The following is a 16,825-nucleotide window of genomic DNA, read 5'->3' on the forward strand; positions in this document are numbered from 1 at the left end:
CTGGAGGCACCCCGATGAGCATCACGGTCCGGTTCTTCGGCGCGGCCCGTACGGTGACGGGCTCCTGCTATCTGTTCGAGACCCGCTCCGGGCGCTTCCTGGTCGATTGCGGCCTGTTTCAGGGACCCAAAACCCTGAAGGAGCTGAACTATCGGCCGTTTCCCTTTCGCCCCGCCGACATCGACGCCGTCCTCCTGACCCATGCCCATATCGACCACAGCGGCCTATTGCCAAAGCTGGTGCGCAACGGCTTTCCCGGCCGCATCCTGGCGACGCGCGGCACCATCGATCTCTGTTCCTACATGCTGCCGGATGCCGGCAGCATCCAGGAGTCCGAGGTCGCCGCCTTGAACCGGCGCAACACGGCGCGCGGACGGGCCGAGGTCAGCCCGATCTATACGCAGGCCGATGCGATCGCCACGCTGCAGTCGTTCACGCCCGTCGACTACGAAAAGTGGGTCGATGTGATTTCCGGCGTTCGCGCCCGCTACTGGAACGCCGGACATCTGCTCGGCTCCGCCTCGATCGAGATCGAATTCGCCGATCAGAACCCTTCGCGTAGACCGCTGCGCCTACTTTGTTCCGGTGACGTCGGCCCCGACGCCAAGTTGCTGCAACCTGATCCCGAGGCCCCGGCGGGCTTCGACTATGTCATCTCGGAATCGACCTATGGCGACCGGGAGCGTGCACCGATCACGGCTGACGCGCGCCGCGCGCGTTTGGCAACGGAGGTCCGCGACGCGGCGACCCGCAAGGGCGCGCTGCTGATTCCGGCCTTCGCGGTGGAGCGCACCCAGGAACTGATCGTCGATCTGGTCGACCTGATGGAGCGTGGTGAGATACCGTCCGCCCCGATCTTCCTCGATTCTCCGCTCGCGATCCGCGCCACCGAAGTCTTTCGCAAACACGCTTCAAGCCTCGACCCCGCGGTGGACGTGGAAAGGCTTTTGAACTCGCCGCAACTTCGATTTACCGAAACGGTCGATGAGAGCAAGGCGATCGCCAAGCTGACCGGGTTTCATATCGTCATCGCCGCCAGCGGGATGTGCGATGCCGGGCGCATCCGCCACCATCTGAAGAACTGGCTGTGGAATGCACGGGCCACCGTACTGCTGGTCGGATTTCAGGCTCAGGGAACGCTCGGCCGGTTTCTCGCCGACGGCGCCAAGACCGTTCGGATCCAGGGCAATGAGATCAAGGTTGCGGCGCGGATTCGAAATATTGACGACTATTCCGGACATGCCGACGGATCAGAACTGACGCGCTGGATCGCCGAACGCCGACCTGTTCAACACGGCGTGTTCCTGGTTCATGGCGAGGAGCCGGCCATCACCGGCCTAGCGGAACGTATCTCCGAACGGATCATCCCGGCGGCTCGGGTCTCCCAGGCGCTTCTGGACGACGTCTACGAATTGTCCAGCGCAGCGCCAACGCTGCTCGATAGCTCCCATCGCCGCCGGCTGGCGCCCGAGGCCGTGGTCAGGCTCGACTGGCACAATGACATGTCGAAACTCATTCTCGACATCAGCGATCGCATCGAAGCCGCCGCAGACGATCGCGCGCGCGGAGTCATCGTTCGAAGACTACGACGTGCACTGGATGAATGAGCGCACCCCGTCTCGCGATCTTTCAGCCAAAAGTCGCAGATATCGCGTTTGGTCGGATCCGATTTACTTCGAAACCGGGCGCACATCGTCAGCATAACGCGCAGACTTTCAGTCAGCAGGTCGCCGGAGATGACGACGAGGCCTTACGCTGGCCGATTGCTTTGTGGCCCGCTCCATCTACTGTCGCCCAATGATCCGCCCGCATCGTGTAAACAGGTGAGACCCCGCTGCAGCGTGTCAGCGGGTGTTCCCGAAGCATCGACCATATGCCAGTTCACCGTACCGATCGCCATCGCCTCTTGCTGCTTGGCAACGTCCGGCGTTGCATCCGACGCATCGTGCTCGCGCCGCCCGATCCGCGAAAGCCGGGTCGTCAAATCGGCCTTCAGGAACAGGCCGACAAAGCGGGCGCGGTGCCGGCACGCCAAATCCGGAAGTCCGGCCCGCTGCGTTTCCTTGAGATAGGCCGCGTCGAGAATGACCGAACAGCCCTGGGCAAGAATCCGTAATGCGGTTCTCGAAAGTAGATCATAGACACGCCGGGAGGTCTCGAACTGATAGGCAGCTTCAGGCAGATGCGTCGTTTCGCTCACGCCGAACAGATGCTTGCGCATGACATCCGAGCGGAGAATGACCGCGCCGGGCGGAGGCTCGATCATGTCCGCAAGCCCGCATGCGAGAACCGACTTCCCTGTCCCCGACAGGCCGCCGATCGCGGTCAGCAGTGGCGGCTTGGGGTCGGCGAGGCGCTGGGCCAAATCGAAATATCGTGTGGCCTCCTGCCACGCGGCTTCGCCATCCACCATCTGCTCGCTCTTGGTAAACAGCACATGTGCGCGGATCGCCGCACGCATCGAGAGAAACAGGGGCAGGACGGCGAGGCCATCGAGATTGTTTTCCGACGCGCCGGCGAGATAGCGATTGAACATCGCGTTCGAGGCTGCCTTATTGTCAAAATGTATCAAGTCCATCAGCGTGAACGCGAGATCGTAGAGGACGTCCGTCGTCGCAATGGCCGGATCGAATTCAATGGCATCGAACAGCCGAGGCGCTCCGTCAATCAACGCAATATTGGCCAGATGAAGGTCGCCATGGCAGCGCCGAACGAACCCTTGCCCGGCACGCCGCTCAAGCAAGGTCTGAAGCGTCGCGACATGATCGTGGCTTCGAGCATCGAGCTGATCAATCGCGGAACCATCAAGCCCATGCACGGTACGGAATTTTGCGGTGTTGCGGTCGATGATGCCGGGAATGGAGGCGAGCCAGGTTTCGCCATCGGCGCGCGGCGCCTTGTCATGCGATTGCAGGATGGTATCTGCGACAGCAACTGCTAGGGACGGTTCGACCTGTTGCCTCGCGGCGATGCGATCCAGCGCCTGCTCCTCGTCGAAGCGCGCCATTTCGACCGCCCATTCGACCGGAACACCACTTCCTCCTATTTCAAGACCACCGTCGTCGGCGCGCGTGATCGACACGACCCGCCGGTAAAGCTCCGGAGCATTGCCGGCGTTGACCTTCAGTTCCTCTTCGCAGGCACGCTGGCGCTTCTCGAGCGTCGAATAGTCGAGAAACGGCAGCCTCACGGCCCGTTTGATCTTCAAGGCGCGATCCCTACCGAGAAACACCACCGAGGCATGGGTATCGATACGCTTGCCACCCTTTACTGGGCCGAAGCTGGAGTTCTCGAGAAAATCCAGCACACGACCTTGGAGCTGGCTCTCGGAGTCCGTCGCGATATCGCTGGGTCGTATCAGAGTCACGGCTGTAGCACGGCAGCGCCAGTGATTTGTCCCGAGCGCAACTTCGACAGAACCTCATTGGCTTCCCGCAATGGAAATGCCGTCGTATGGGTCTTGATGCCCGCCTGGGCAGCGACCTTGAAGAACTCGATCCCGTCATTGCGCGTGAGATTGGCGACGGAGAGCAACTGCCGCTCTTCCCAGAGTATGCTGTAGGGAAACGAAGGAATATCCGACATGTGAATGCCGGCGCAGACCACCCGCCCGCCTTTGCCCACCGCGCGGAGTGCCAGTGGGACCAGCGCGCCTACCGGCGCATAGATGATGGCAGCATCGAGTGGCATCGGCGGCCTCTGCTCCGATTCCCCGACCCAGTCCACGCCGAGAGATTTCGCCAGCCCTTGCGCCTCGACATCGCCCGCACGCGTGAACGCGTAGACGGAACGTCCCTGCCAGCGGGCCACCTGCGCAATGATATGGCCGGCGGCGCCGAAGCCATAGATGCCGAGATGCCTTCCTTCGCCCGCGATCACCAGGGAGCGCCAACCGATCAGACCCGCGCACAGCAAAGGTGCAATGGCAACGTCGTTGCCGACCTCGCCGAGTGGAAAGCAATAACGCGCGTCTGCAACGAGATGCGTGGCAAAGCCTCCGTCACGGGTGTAGCCGGTGAAACCCGGACGATCGCACAGATTTTCTCGACCCTCCCGGCAATAGCTGCATTCCTGGCATGTGTAGCCGAGCCAGGGAACACCGACGCGCGCTCCGATTTCAAGCGCAGTTACGCCGTCGCCAAGTGCCTCCACCCGGCCGACCACCTCGTGGCCGGGGATGATGGGATAGGCAATATCCGGCAATTCTCGATCCACCACATGCAGATCCGTGCGGCACACGCCGCAAGCGCTAATCTTGACGCACACAGCGCCCGGCCCGGGAACCGGACCGTCCCTCTCTTGAAACTGGAGCGGCGCGCCGGGCGCCGTCAAAACCATCGCTCGCATCTCGTGGCCATCCTCGCATTGGCGTGTGTACCGTATCCAACGTTGCATGGTCGAAGTTTGATCCTCGTCAAAGGGTTCGTAGCCGCCCTCGCTAACATGGTCGTGCCAGTTTGGCTTAACCAGGAGGTCCATATGAATACGAAGTCCGTGATCCCGGTTGGAACCCAGCGTGCCGTCACCCGCCGCGATACCAACCCCTTCTCGTTCCTGCAGCAAGAAATCGACCGGCTGTTCGACGGTGTCTCGCGCAATATCCCAGGGCTCGCCAGCACTGTCCTGCCCAGCATGGACATCAGCGAGACCGACAAGGCGATCGAGATTACCGCCGAACTACCGGGGTTGGAGAAGAAAGATGTCGAGCTCAATGTCACCGACAATCTTCTGACCATTCGCGGCGAGAAGAAGAACGAGCGTGAAGAAAAGAACAAGGACTGTCACCTTGTTGAGCGCAGCTACGGCTCGTTCGCGCGATCGGTCGAACTGCCCTCCGGTGTCAAGATCGAAGACATTTCCGCCGAGATCGCCAATGGCGTGCTGAAGGTCACGATACCGAAGCCGGCACCGAAGCAAGCCAAGCAAATCGAAATCAAGACAGCCGCGTGAGGTGGCCAACAGAGCGCGGCGTCATTCCGCTGCGCTCTGCCCTTTCAGGAAGAATGGAGCAGGAGATCCAGAAATGCGCGCCCATCAGATCATGACAAAAGACGTTATGACCGTAACGCCTCATACATCGATTCAAGACGCGGCAAACATCATGCTGCGGTGTCATCTTAGTGGCCTACCCGTCGTAGATGACGATGGCTCCCTGATGGGAATAGTCTCCGAGAGTGATTTTCTGCGACGGGTCGAAACTGGCACCGCGCGCAAGCGATCGACCATCCTCCAGTTCTTTGCGAGCGCCGGAAAATTGGCCAACGAGTATGTCCACGAGCGGGGTCGCAAAGTGGAAGATGTCATGACACGAGATGCCATTACGGTGAGCGAGCAAACACCGCTGAGCGAGCTTGTAGAACTCATGGAAAAACACGGCATCAAGCGCTTGCCCGTTCTGAGTGGCAAGGTCTTGGTCGGGATTGTCACCCGTTCAAATCTCTTACAAGCCGTGGCCAGCATGGCGCACGACGTTCCTGACCCAACTGCGGACGACGACCACATCCGCAATCGTATTATGCGGGCGGTTCATGCGGCAGATTGGCGCCCTGCCGGATTTCAGGTTACCGTTCGGAACGGGATCGTTCACCTCCACGGAATCATCTTCGACGATCACGTACGCCATGCAACAATCGTCGCGGCCGAAAATATATCGAGCGTAAAAGAGGTCCACGATCACCTCTGCTACGTAGATACTTATTCAGGCTTCTACGTGGAATCCCCCGAAGACCGAAAAGCCGCAGAACCGCCAGAGGGAATGAAGGCCGCAAGCTGACGCCATTGCCTCACGGAAAGGCTTGCAAATGGCTTGGCTCCTTCGTCTCCTCTCGGTCGTTGCCGCGGCGATCACCTCGCTGTTCGTCGCGCGCGACGCTTTGAATTTTGGTATCATGCAAACCTTGCTGATGATGACGTTGATCATCGGTGCCGCAGCTATCGCTGTCGCATGGAAAGCGCGACGCGAGCTCTAGATGGAGCACGCCAACCACGTCCAGCTCTGCTCGCCGCACCGACCGTCAATGCGGATCTTTTGCCTGACGGGACGGATCGATCGGCCTTCGATCTGGTTGATATGCAGGCCGGCCCGGAGGGATCGAGATGGCGACGACAAGAGCGAATGATGAGCTGGCGAATACCGACGACCTGAACCTGGTAGACCGTTATTGGCGCGCGGCCAACTACCTGTCGGTCGGCCAGATTTATCTGCTCGATAATCCGCTGCTCCAGGAACCGCTACGGTCAGAGCACGTCAAACCGCGCCTGCTGGGACATTGGGGCACGACGCCCGGGCTCAACTTTATTTATGCTCACCTCAATCGGGCTATCCGGGCCCTGGATCTCAATGTCATTTACGTCTGCGGGCCCGGCCATGGCGGCCCCGGCGTCGTCGCCAATACCTATCTGGAAGGCTCCTACAGCGAGATCTATCCCGAGATCAGTCGGGATACCGATGGTCTGCGACGTTTGTTCCGGCAGTTCTCCTTCCCGGGCGGCATCCCCAGTCACGCCGCTCCGGAGACGCCGGGGTCGATCCACGAGGGCGGCGAACTCGGCTACGCGCTGGTGCACGCCTATGGTGCGGCTTTCGACAACCCTGACCTGATCGTTGCTTGCGTAATAGGCGACGGCGAGGCTGAGACCGGACCACTGGCGGCCTCATGGCATTCCAACAAGTTCCTGAGCCCCGTCCGTGACGGCGCGGTTCTCCCGATCCTTCATCTTAACGGCTACAAGATCGCCAACCCGACCGTGCTCGGCCGGATGAATGACGACGAGATCCGTCAGCTCTTTACCGGCTATGGTCACGAACCCCTGTTCGTTGAAGGTGACGACCCCAAGGTGATGCATCGGCAGATGGCCGACGTCTTGAAGCAGGCAATCGAGAGCATTCGTGCGATCCAGCGCACTGCGCGCGACGGTCGCAAGACGAGCGACCGCCCGAAATGGCCGATGATCGTGCTCCGCAGCCCCAAGGGGTGGACTGGCCCCAAGGAAGTCGATGGCTTAAAAGTCGAAGGCTTCTGGCGCGCGCATCAAGTCCCGATCGCGAATCCCCGCGGAAATCCCAAGCATCTTGAACTGCTCGAGCGGTGGATGCGCAGCTACCAACCCGAAACGCTGTTCGATGACACGGGCCGCCTGCTCCCGGAATTGCAGGCTCTCGCGCCAACCGGCGAGCGGCGAATGGGAGCCAATCCGCATGCCAACGGTGGATTGCTGAAACGCGACCTTAAACTGCCGAACCCTAACGATTATGCCATTGTTGTGCCCCAGCCCGGAGGCGTCAAAGCCGAGGCGACGCGCACGATGGGACGCTTCCTCCGCGACGTCTTCCGCCTGAACGCCGAGGCGCGGAACTTTCGGATCATGGGACCGGATGAAACCGCCTCAAACCGCCTTGACGCAGTGTTCGAGGCGACCGAACGGGTCTGGATGGAGAGCACCGAGCCTTACGATGTTCACTTGGCTCAGGATGGTCGTGTGATGGAGGTCTTGAGCGAGCATCTCTGCCAGGGTTGGCTGGAGGGATATTTGCTCACCGGCCGCCACGGCCTCTTCTCTTGCTACGAAGCCTTCATCCACATCGTGGATTCCATGTTCAACCAGCACGCCAAGTGGCTGAAGGTTTCGCGCAGCCTGCCCTGGCGACGTCCAATCGCCTCGCTCAACTATCTCCTTACCTCGCACGTCTGGCAGCAGGATCACAACGGCTTCAGCCACCAGGACCCGGGCTTCGTCGATCTTGTCGCCAACAAGAAGGCCGACATCGTGCGCATTTACCTCCCGCCTGACGCCAACACGTTGCTCTGGATCACCGATCATTGCCTGCGAACCTACGACAGGATCAATGTGATTGTCGCCGGCAAACAGGTCTCGCCGCAGTGGCTGACCATGCAGCAGGCGGCGACGCATTGCGCCGCGGGCATCGGAGTCTGGAGATGGGCCGGTAGCGAAACCGAAGACTCCGAACCGGATGTCGTGATGGCCTGTGCCGGCGACGTTCCGACGCTCGAAACCCTGGCTGCGGTAGACCTGCTTCGAAACTCCCTGCCCGAGCTTAAAATTCGCGTCGTCAACGTCGTCGATCTCATGACGTTGCAGCCGAAGGAACAGCATCCGCACGGCCTCAGCGAGCGCGATTTTGACGGTCTCTTCACCCGCGACCGGCCGGTGATTTTTGCCTATCACGGCTATCCCTACCTGATTCACCGCCTGACCTATAACCGGACCAACCACGCCGGAATGCACGTCCGCGGCTTTGAGGAAGAAGGCACCACAACGACCCCGTTCGACATGCTGGTGCTGAACGAGCTTGACCGGTTTCATCTGGCGATCGAGGTCATCGAACGCGTTCCCGGCCTCGGCGTCGCTGCCGCCCATTTCAAGCAGCAATTTCGCGATGCCTTGATCGAACATTCGCACTACGTCCGCGAACACGGCGAAGACATGCCGCAAGTTCGTAACTGGGTCTGGCCAAACAATCCTCGGCAAACTTCCGTCCCAGCCGTGGGCTGACGATTGTCTCGGCTGCCCTGTCAGGAACATCGATAATGTCCGACGCCGTCCTGGTCCTGAATGCAGGCTCCTCCAGCATCAAGTTCGGATTGTTCGATATTTCCGGGGCTGAGCCGCGCTTGCTCTGCAAAGGCCTGCTCGACGAACACGAGGCCAAGCCAGGCTTCACCGTGACCGACGCCGCCGGCAATCATTTGTCCGAGAAGCGACGCGCGACGGCCGACAATAACGGCGATGCCCTGCTCTCCGATATCCTGGATTGGAGCAATGACAATCTCGCCGGCGGCACGTTAGCCGCCATCGGGCATCGGGTCGTTCACGGCGGACGCGATTTTGACGGTCCAGCCGAAGTCACCGACAAAACCATCGACGCGATGGCCGCCCTGACGCCACTTGCACCTCTGCATCAGCCGCGCTGCCTGTCGCCGATACGGGCCATCAGGTCGCTGCGGCCCGATCTCACGCAAATTGCCTGCTTCGACACCGCCTTCCATCATGGCCTCGTACCCCCCGTCAGCCGCTTTGCGATCTCGCGACGATTCGAAGAGATGGGCATTAGACGCTACGGTTTTCACGGACTTTCCTTTGAGTTTATCGCCAACCACCTAGCCGAGATATCCCCGATCCTCTCAGGTAAGCGCACCGTGGCGGCGCATCTCGGCAACGGAGCCAGCCTTTGCGCGATGCGCAACGGCAGAAGCGTCGATACCACCATGGGCCTCACCCCGCTCGACGGATTGATGATGGGCACGCGCGGCGGCGCCATCGATCCTGGCGTGCTGATATACCTTCAGCAGCAGGGCATGTCCGTCGATGACCTCCAGCACATGCTGTACCAGGAATCCGGATTGCTTGGCATCTCCGGTCTTTCCGCCGACATGCGCGTCTTGCTCGCCAGCCACGATCCGCGAGCTGCCGAGGCGATCGAGCTGTTCACGTTTCGCGTCGCCAGGGAAGTTAGCGCGATGGCAAATACGCTGGGCGGCTTGGAATGTCTCGTCTTTACCGGCGGCATCGGCGAGCATAGCGCAGAGATAAGACAGCAAGTATGCGAATTGCTGCAATGGCTGGGAGTGCGGATCGATCATTCGGCAAATGATCAGGCGAGCGAATGCATCAACACTGAGAACAGCGGGGTTGACGTTCGTGTCATTCCTACAAGCGAGGAGACCATGATCGCCCGCCATTGCTCGGAGAAATTGCGATCACAGGGCTGAAACACTCCTGCTGTTGGCCAGAGCCTTGTTCATGGCGCGGCTCTCCGCCGCGGAGCTGACCCGGAAGCCCCCTTGGTCTTGACATAGCTCAACAAGGTCCCAAGGGTTGCACCCTACCCTTATATTGATTGTCGAAGGGCTCAACCCCGGATCCGGTGGTTCAACGCGTCTGCGCGGTCAGCCGGATGCGACGCACCCTAGGCTCTCCGGATTATCACATTGCGGATCAGGAAAATGAGCGTCGCCACGGCTCTTCCACCCTCAAAGCGGGATTTGCGTCTCGATCTCTTTCGTGGACTCGCAAACTGGGCTATGTTCCTGGGCCATATTCCCAGCACGGTGCTCGCCTGGCTGACGTTCCGAAACTACGGCTTCAGCGATGGCGCCGATCTATTCGTGTTCATTTCCGGCTACACGTCGGCTTCCGTGTACACGAGAAAAATGTCCGAGCGCGGCTTTGTTTTCGGAGCAACGCGGCTCTTGAAGCGCGTCTGGCAAATCTATGCCGCCCACGTTTTACTATTCGTGTTCTACATATCTTCCATCCATTTTCTGTCGCACAAATTCAACGCTCCTGATTTCATCGACCAATTCAATGTTGCTCCCCTGACCAATGCTCCAGTCGAGGCGCTGGTCGAAGGACTAGTATTGAAATACAAGCCGGTGAATCTCGATGTGCTACCGCTCTACGTCGTTCTAATGGGTAGCTTTCCGCCAATTCTTTGGCTGATGCTCAAGCATCGCAACTGGATCATGTTCGGATCCGTGTTGCTCTATTTCGCTGCCCGGCAATTTGGCTGGAATTTTCCCTCCTATCCATCGGGGGTTTGGTATTTCAACCCGTTCGCGTGGCAACTTCTCTTTGTGCTCGGCGCATGGTTGGCCTTGGGTGGAGCCGATACGCTGAATTTCCTGGTCCGCTCCCGGCTGGTCTTCTGCGTCGGTGTAACCTATTTGCTTTTTGCGACGATAATGACGTTCGCGGCGTTCCTGCCAGAGCTTCAGGCAGTGTTTCCGCGCTTTCTATTCGATGCATTTAACCCCAACGACAAAACCAATTTGGCGCCCTATCGCTTCCTGCATCTGGCGCTTCTAATCATCGTCGTAGCGCGAATCATACCGATCGATGCACCGGGACTGCGGGTGGCCATCTGGCGGCCGCTGGTCAAATGCGGGCAACAGTCCCTCGAGGTGTTTTGCGTTGGAATCTACCTCTCATTCATCGCATATTTTATTCTGGAAGCGACTTCCGACGGGGTTCTTGCTCAACTCCTCGTTGGAGCTGGCGGCCTCTCGATCATGACCGCGGTCGCCTACTACAGATCGTGGTCGAAGCGAGTGGAAAAGAGCGTCCATGCCGACTTACATCGTCCAATTGGGGAGGAAGGCCACCTGCCCATCGGCGGGCTCTGTAACAAGGGGGTCGCAAGTACCGTCTGATTCCACGACGAAAAACGCGGACCGCCAATATGAGCGACGTTCTCCGCATCTGCTCCCGGGCGCGAAGCTTAACTGATTCAAGTCTCCGACCGGCGGCTTCGGCCCCGCGTCATCCCCACAGCGACGAGATCATGATCGCCCGCCATTGCTCTGAAATGTTACGAGCACGGCGAGGAAATACTTCTTTTGACCGGCCGCACGATTTGCGGGTGCACTCGAACTCTCCGGGTTTGGAAGCATCCGCCAACCTTCCCTCTCATTTTCTATGCCGCTGATGCACACCTATTATTTTGACGTGAAGGGCGGGGTAACGATTAGGGATCGGGTGGGTCTTTCGCACGGACTCACAAGCGATCGAGTACAGTCTGCACCGAGCAGTCCCGGCACATCAGCGAGGACCGGACGTTCTGGCGCGGTCCAGCCACAGCCCTTCCAACCGCGTTCTATGCGTCCCGGACCGACTTGATCCGCCGGGACGCTACCGCTTGACCGTAGTCGCGCTGCTGTCACGCAGAGCGAACCCGCGCCGACGACAATGGAATTAATCACGTACGACGACCGAAGAAGAAGATGGCGCCGATCGGAAGGACGAAACCAAGCACCGCTGCTGTAATCAACAGCGGGCCCAGCTCTGAGTAGTCGCCACGCTGCACGACGAAGATTTGGTTGAGATACTTAGTCTGCAGTTGGCCTGCGACAAGTGCCAAATTCATCAGCGACGCCATGAGGGCGAACCAAGTCGCACGATGGCCCGCCGGCGCGTAAAATGCGATCAGAGTGAGTAGCGGGATCATACTGAGCTGCGCGAAGGGTGAGGCAGCAGCCGCGTCAATTACAGCGATGCTGCGCGCGCCAAACCCAAGTTTCGCCTCTGTCCATTGGTGAAGGCCAAAGAACAAGCCTATATTGGGCAGCGACAAGGTTGCTCCGGCGACGGCCAGCCAAAATAGTACCTTGGTAACGGAGTATTCCGTCAATTGCTTGCTGAATGTCCACATCGCAACAATGGCGATGATGGCGGCTGTCTGGCGAAGATTGCCATAGAAAGCCTCGTCGAACTTCAGCACGTCGAGCGTCCACCAAAAATAACCGTCTCCGGCGGATGGCGTGGCGCGGAAAGCGAAGATGATGATGCTTGCGAACAGAATCGAGCGCTGTGTCTTCGCGTCGAGTTCGCGGGTGACGAAGAAGAGCATCGCGCAGATTACCATCATCGAAAGAATGAAGACCAACTCTTGACCAAATGGCAAACCGCCAAGGGCGATCGCAAGGACAACGGCTCCAAAGCCAATGCCGCCGCCGAGAATGCGCCAGTCGATCGGCCGCCGCTCGTTCGATTCCCAGCGAATCAACAGCACGCTTATTGCGGAGATGGCAGGAATGATGAGGCCTAGCAGAAATACGGTCTCACGGGCGAGCGCCTCAGCGAGCCATCCGGAGAGCCCGGCCACTGAAAGAATTCCAATGCCCAGTGCCAGGCGGCCGAGAACCTGAACCATGCCCAACTCGGCTCGAATCTCGCCCTCCGGACGAGCATTTCCCGTCGAGTCGACGCGGGATACGACTTCGGTTGACATCGCATCCGCTACGACATCCTGAATTACGGTCCCCGCGACGATGAGCATGGCGCCGAGAATGTAGAGGTGATCAGTGGTACTGAACGTGATCCATCGACCGGCCGCTCCGGCCAGCGTGAGCATTCCGGAGGCCGTAAATGCGGTTCCGATTAGGATGTAGGACCGCCGTTGTGAACCGAAGATCGGAACGCTGTCGACGAGTTGGCCGAACACCATTTTCACCGTCCATGGCAGGCTTAACCAAACGCCGATTCCGGCGAGGTCCGCCGCGCTAAGGGACAGCCGCTCCTTGACCCACATGTCTCGGCTTACGTCGACTATCCCTAATGCGCCGTAGGCGAAATAGACCATCAGCAACGGTAGGTAGGTGCGCCGAAAGCCGAAAATTGGCCGTAGGAGGCTCGGCAACCAAGCCCTCGCACGCTCGATCATTGATTCCCGGGCTGTCCGACTCACCGACGGCGTCTCCCTGAACTGGCTCATGAAGTTGAGTTCCTTGCCGACCGGTGCGACTCACGGCCCGAGCGAGCGCAAGAATCGGCCCCCCAAACTTGCGTACCTCCTCGAAAACCAACACCGACGATGTTTGCCGCCAAACCCTATCGCGGAGACTAAGAACTGGTGACGTTGAAATCCCGCTGGCAGAGGATCGCACAACGGCTCTCCCAAAGCATCGGGTTATTGAAGAAGCGGCGATTGAAGGCAGCGCCCTTCTCAACACGCGCATTGAACGTGGTGACTCCGCCACGCCGACGCTACTCGGCAGCTCCCATCGCGGCCGGTTGGTACCGGAAGCCGTGGTCAGACTCGACTGGCATATTGAAGTATCGAAACTCGTCCTGGACCTGAACAAGGCGCATCGAGGCCACCGCGGACGACGCCGCGCACGAGATCGTCATTCGTAGCTGCGGCGCGGGCACTAACGGATGAGAGCGTCCCGATCTCAGGCTAGAGTGCAAGCTTGACGTTGCAGATATCGTGCTCGGTTGGGTCCGATTTTACTTCGAATCCGAGGCTGCGGCACATCGCCAGCATGACGGTGTTTTCGGTCAGCACATCGCCGGAGATCGCCTTGAGACCTTCGGACCTGGCATATTCGATGATCAACTGCATCAGGACCCAGCCGAGGCCCCTGCCCTTGAGGTCGGATCGCAGCAGGATCGCGTATTCGCCGCTCTCATAGATCGAATCGGAGTGAATCCTGACGACGCCGAGCAGTTCATTGGTGACCTCGTCGAAGGCGACAAAGGCCATCGCGCGCGCATAGTCGAGCTGGGTCAGCCGCGCGATGAACTCGTGGGAAAATTCCTTCATCGGCGCGAAGAAACGCAGCCGCAGATCGTGGCTGGTGACATGGCGCAGGAACCCGTGGATCAGCGGCTCATCCTCGGGGCGGATCGGGCGGACAAACACCCGCCAGCCATCCTTCACCCCGAGGTGCCGCTGCCATTGCGACGGATAGGGCCGCACGGCGAAGTTGGCCGGCCCGGAGCCGCGGAATTTCCGTTCCACCCGCCCGAGCGCGACGCGCGCATCGACCGCAAGCACGCCGGCCTGGTCGGCCAGCAGCGGATTGATGTCCAGTTCGCGGATCTCGGGAATATCCGCGGCCATCTGCGCCAGCTTGACCAGCACCATCGCGACGACATCTTCCTTTACTGCCGGCACGTCACGATAGGCGCGCAGCACCCGGGAGACCCGGGTGCGCTCGATCAGGCTGCGCGCCAGTTGCAGGTCCAGCGGCGGAAGCGCCAGCGCCTTGTCGTTGATGATCTCGACCGCCGTGCCGCCGCGGCCGAACACCACGACGGTGCCGAAGGTCGGATCGTCGGCGAGGCCGAGAATGAGCTCGCGCGCCTTCGGCCGCAGCACCATTGCCTGCACCATCACGCCGGATATCCGCGCCTCGGGCCGCAACGCCTTCGCCCGCGCCAGAATGTCCGACGTCGCCGCACGGACCGCCTCGACACTGGTGAGATTGAGCACGACGCCGCCGACATCGGATTTGTGCACGATGTCGCGCGACATGATCTTGAGCACGACGGTCGAGCCTTGCGCGAAAATCGCCCTGGCGTGAGCGACCGCTTCCTCTGCGTCGGCGGCGGCATAGGTTGGCACCATTGCGATGTCATAGGCGTCAAACAGCCGCTTGATTTCGATCGGATCGAGCCAACGGCGGCCGTCGGCCAGCGCGTCGGCGACGATCCGGCGGGAGACCTCGGTATCGGGCGCAAACGAAGTGGGCATCGCCGGCGGGACCTGCGCCAAGGCCTCTACCACCTCGCGGTGCCGCACCAGATGCATGAAGCCGCGCACGGCGTCGTCTTCGGTCGGATAGTTCGGAATCCCGGCGCCGCTCAGGATATCGCCGATCTTTTGATCCGCGCCGATCCAGGCCGCGAGTACCGGCTTGGGTGACATGCGCTGTTGCGCCAGATACTTCTGGATTACGCCGGTTACGGTCGCGGCGATCTCGTCGGCGCGTGCGATCGCGGTCTGGACGTTCATCACCAGAATGGCGTCATTGCCGGGATCGGCCAGCAACACTTCGAGCGCCGCCGCGTAACGCGCGGGGTCGGCATCGCCAATGATGTCGACGGGGTTTGAACCCGACCATGTCGGCGGCAGCACCGCATCCAGCTTCGCGCGGATCTCAGGTGCAATGGCGGCGGGAATGCCACCGAGTTCAGCCAGCCGGTCGACGGCGAGCACGCCGATGCCACCACCATTGGTCAGGATCGCCAGCCGCTTGCCCGGCGGCGATTTGAGGCGGCCCAGCGTCTCGGCGCAGTCAAACAGCTCGCGCAGGTCAGATACCCGCAGCACGCCAGCGCGCTGAAACGCGGCGTCGTAAACCGCGTCCGAGCCTGCCAGCGCCCCCGTATGGGTCGCGGCGGCCCTGGCGCCCTGCGCCATGCGGCCGGATTTGACGACGACGACCGGCTTGATCCTCGCGGCAGCGCGCGCCGCCGACATGAATTTCCGGGCATCCTTGATCGCTTCGATATAGAGCAGAATGGCTTGCGTCTTGTCGTCCAACGCGAAGTAATCAAGGAGATCGGCGATATCGACGTCGAGTTGGTCGCCGATCGACACGATCCCGGAAAAACCCACCGCGCGCTGCGCCGCCCAGTCCACCATGCCCGCTGCGATGGCGCCGGACTGCGAGATCAGCGCAAGGCTTCCCTTGCCCGGCATGTGCGCAGAAAAGCTCGCATTGAGATTGACGCAAGGCATCATGATGCCCAGGCAATTCGGGCCAATCAGCCGCATCCCGTATTTTTGCGCTGCGTGTTCGGCTTCTTCCGCCAGCGATCCCGGACCATGGCCGAGCCCGGCGCTGACAATCACCGCGCCCGCCGTGCCGCGGCGGCCCGCCTCGTCGATCAGGCCGGCGATCGATTTCGCCGGCGCCGTCAATACGACCAGTTCCGGCACAAAGGACAATTTGGAAAGCCTGCCGACCGTGGCGACGCCGTCGATCTCGGAATAGCGCGGATTCACCAGTCCGAATTCGCCGTTGAAGCTGGCTTTGCCGATATTGTTGAGAATGGCCCGGCCGACCGAGCCCTGGCGCGGACTGGCGCCGACGAGCGCGACCGAACGGGGTGCCAGTAGATTTTTCAGGCGATAGGTCGACATCGATCTCGATATCCGGCCGGTGCCGGCCCTTTATGACCCCACGCACGATTGTCGTGCAATGAGGCCTTGATGCGGCATTGTGGCCCGGCACGATCTCGGCCCGATGACAAATCCGGCCCGCGTTACTTACTTCCGACCGCAAATTCATGGTTGAGGCAGATCAAGGCTCATTCCGGCATCGCGTGCGACCCTTAGCAGTGTTCATGCACCAGAAGGAGAAGCTCCATGCCGGTAAATGTGGGAACGATTGATCAATATGTGCGGATTGTGGTCGGACTGGCTCTGGTCGCCTACGCGTTCCAGGACGGCCTCTCGATTCAGGGATGGCATTGGGCCGGACTGATTGGTCTGGTGCCGCTCGTTACGGCGTTCTTCAAGAGCTGCCCGCTCTACACCATCTTCGGCTATTCGAGCTGCAGCGTTCGTCAGTAGTTG

12 protein-coding genes are annotated in these 16,825 nt (G+C 60.4%); 8 read left to right on the plus strand and 4 right to left on the minus strand.

Annotated features, from left to right (window positions below; translation table 11 throughout):
• The first annotated feature begins 14 nt into the window (after positions 1 to 14).
• Positions 15 to 1,607 carry an MBL fold metallo-hydrolase RNA specificity domain-containing protein gene (locus JQ575_RS13725; RefSeq protein ID WP_212033716.1) on the plus strand — a complete coding sequence of 531 codons (1,593 nt, stop codon included), beginning with the start codon at positions 15 to 17 and terminating at the stop codon, positions 1,605 to 1,607.
• 143 nt (positions 1,608 to 1,750) lie between these two features.
• On the opposite strand, the gene JQ575_RS13730 is transcribed toward JQ575_RS13725, so the two are convergent.
• Together JQ575_RS13730 and JQ575_RS13735 are read right to left on the minus strand one after the other, a co-directional pair.
• A complete protein-coding gene (locus JQ575_RS13730; protein WP_312015935.1) occupies positions 1,751 to 3,367 on the minus strand; it encodes an AAA family ATPase in 1,617 nt (538 codons plus the stop codon).
• Complete coding sequence (locus JQ575_RS13735; protein ID WP_212033764.1) at positions 3,364 to 4,347, minus strand: zinc-dependent alcohol dehydrogenase family protein; 984 nt, start codon at positions 4,345 to 4,347, stop codon at positions 3,364 to 3,366. The genes JQ575_RS13730 and JQ575_RS13735 overlap by 4 nt, the downstream gene beginning before the upstream one ends.
• A gap of 132 nt (positions 4,348 to 4,479) precedes the next feature.
• On the opposite strand from JQ575_RS13735, the gene JQ575_RS13740 reads away from it, so the two are divergent.
• The 6 genes from JQ575_RS13740 to JQ575_RS13765 all read left to right on the plus strand — a co-directional run bounded on the left by JQ575_RS13740 (position 4,480) and on the right by JQ575_RS13765 (position 11,171).
• On the plus strand, positions 4,480 to 4,950 hold the full coding sequence (locus tag JQ575_RS13740; protein ID WP_212033717.1) for an Hsp20/alpha crystallin family protein: 471 nt from the start codon (positions 4,480 to 4,482) through the stop codon (positions 4,948 to 4,950).
• A 73-nt stretch (positions 4,951 to 5,023) separates the two neighbouring features.
• Positions 5,024 to 5,773, plus strand: coding sequence for a CBS domain-containing protein (locus JQ575_RS13745; protein WP_212033718.1), 750 nt, complete (start codon positions 5,024 to 5,026; stop codon positions 5,771 to 5,773).
• 28 nt (positions 5,774 to 5,801) lie between these two features.
• The gene (locus JQ575_RS13750; RefSeq protein WP_212033719.1) at positions 5,802 to 5,969 is read left to right on the plus strand and encodes a hypothetical protein; all 168 of its coding nucleotides are present in this window, start codon (positions 5,802 to 5,804) and stop codon (positions 5,967 to 5,969) included.
• Positions 5,970 to 6,096: 127 nt separating this feature from the next.
• Positions 6,097 to 8,514 (plus strand): phosphoketolase, encoded by a 2,418-nt coding sequence (locus JQ575_RS13755; protein WP_212033720.1) that lies wholly within the window; start codon positions 6,097 to 6,099, stop codon positions 8,512 to 8,514.
• Between the two features lie 35 nt (positions 8,515 to 8,549).
• Positions 8,550 to 9,731: an acetate/propionate family kinase gene (locus JQ575_RS13760; RefSeq protein ID WP_212033721.1), complete on the plus strand. Its 1,182-nt coding sequence runs from the start codon at positions 8,550 to 8,552 to the stop codon at positions 9,729 to 9,731.
• A gap of 234 nt (positions 9,732 to 9,965) precedes the next feature.
• Entirely contained in the window at positions 9,966 to 11,171 is a 1,206-nt protein-coding gene (locus tag JQ575_RS13765) for an OpgC domain-containing protein (RefSeq protein ID WP_212033722.1), read from the plus strand.
• 545 nt (positions 11,172 to 11,716) lie between these two features.
• Here the strand turns inward: JQ575_RS13765 and JQ575_RS13770 are convergent.
• The gene (locus JQ575_RS13770) at positions 11,717 to 13,231 is read right to left on the minus strand and encodes a hypothetical protein (RefSeq protein ID WP_249166640.1); all 1,515 of its coding nucleotides are present in this window, start codon (positions 13,229 to 13,231) and stop codon (positions 11,717 to 11,719) included.
• 465 nt (positions 13,232 to 13,696) lie between these two features.
• Complete coding sequence (locus JQ575_RS13775) at positions 13,697 to 16,390, minus strand: bifunctional acetate--CoA ligase family protein/GNAT family N-acetyltransferase (RefSeq protein ID WP_212033723.1); 2,694 nt, start codon at positions 16,388 to 16,390, stop codon at positions 13,697 to 13,699.
• A 225-nt stretch (positions 16,391 to 16,615) separates the two neighbouring features.
• On the opposite strand from JQ575_RS13775, the gene JQ575_RS13780 reads away from it, so the two are divergent.
• Positions 16,616 to 16,822: a DUF2892 domain-containing protein gene (locus JQ575_RS13780; RefSeq protein ID WP_212033724.1), complete on the plus strand. Its 207-nt coding sequence runs from the start codon at positions 16,616 to 16,618 to the stop codon at positions 16,820 to 16,822.
• The last annotated feature ends 3 nt before the right edge of the window (positions 16,823 to 16,825 follow it).

It is taken from the genome of Bradyrhizobium sp. JYMT SZCCT0428, from assembly GCF_018131075.1.
In the GTDB taxonomy this organism is placed as follows: Bacteria; Pseudomonadota; Alphaproteobacteria; order Rhizobiales; family Xanthobacteraceae; genus Bradyrhizobium.